This is a genomic window from Providencia sp. SP181 (assembly GCF_050446505.1).
Classification (GTDB): Bacteria; Pseudomonadota; Gammaproteobacteria; order Enterobacterales; family Enterobacteriaceae; genus Providencia; species Providencia vermicola.
In genome coordinates this window covers 1-1,127 of the sequence record NZ_JBBPXM010000037.1, presented here as the reverse complement: position 1 = coordinate 1,127, position 1,127 = coordinate 1, and the positions used below count along the sequence as shown (strand labels likewise).

At 47.7% G+C, this 1,127-nt stretch carries 1 protein-coding gene; it reads right to left on the bottom strand.

Going from position 1 to position 1,127, the window contains the following annotated elements; all coding sequences use genetic code 11:
* Positions 1-1,127, bottom strand: a 1,127-nt coding sequence (gene tuf, locus AABS66_RS21610; protein ID WP_430225487.1) for an elongation factor Tu, incomplete at both ends; no start/stop codon positions are given.

The following is a 1,127-nucleotide window of genomic DNA, read 5'->3' as shown; positions in this document are numbered from 1 at the left end:
AACAACACCCGCACCTACAGTACGGCCACCTTCACGGATTGCGAAACGTAAACCGTCGTCCATCGCGATTGGGTGGATCAGGGTAACGATCATGTTGATGTTATCACCTGGCATTACCATCTCTACGCCTTCTGGCAGTTCGATAGTACCTGTTACGTCAGTTGTACGGAAGTAGAACTGTGGACGGTAACCTTTGAAGAATGGAGTGTGACGACCACCTTCATCTTTGCTCAGAATATAAACTTCTGATTCAAATTTAGTGTGTGGCTTGATTGAACCTGGTTTAGCAAGTACTTGACCACGTTCGATTTCTTCACGCTTAGTACCACGCAGCAGAACACCTACGTTCTCACCCGCACGGCCTTCGTCAAGAAGTTTACGGAACATTTCAACACCAGTACAAGTTGTTTTCGCAGTCTCTTTGATACCAACGATTTCAACTTCTTCACCAACTTTGATGATACCACGCTCAACACGGCCTGTTACTACTGTACCACGACCTGAGATTGAGAATACGTCTTCAATTGGCAGCAGGAATGGACGGTCAATTGCACGCTCTGGTTCTGGGATGTAAGAATCCAGGTAACCTGCTAATTCAACAATTTTCGCTTCCCACTCAGCTTCGCCTTCCAGCGCTTTCAGTGCTGAACCACGAACAACTGGAGTGTCGTCGCCTGGGAAATCGTACTGAGACAGAAGTTCACGAACTTCCATTTCAACTAATTCTAACAGTTCTTCGTCATCAACCATGTCACATTTGTTCAGGAACACGATGATGTAAGGAACGCCAACCTGACGACCTAACAGGATGTGCTCACGAGTTTGTGGCATTGGGCCATCAGTCGCAGCAACAACCAGGATTGCACCGTCCATCTGTGCAGCACCTGTGATCATGTTTTTAACATAGTCGGCGTGTCCTGGGCAGTCTACGTGTGCGTAGTGGCGAGTTGGCGTATCGTACTCTACGTGAGAAGTAGAGATGGTGATACCACGCGCTTTTTCTTCTGGTGCGTTATCGATTTGGTCGAATGCACGAGCAGAACCGCCGTAAGTTTTTGCCAGAACAGTAGTGATAGCTGCTGTCAGAGTAGTTTTACCGTGGTCAACGTGGCCGATAGTACCAACGT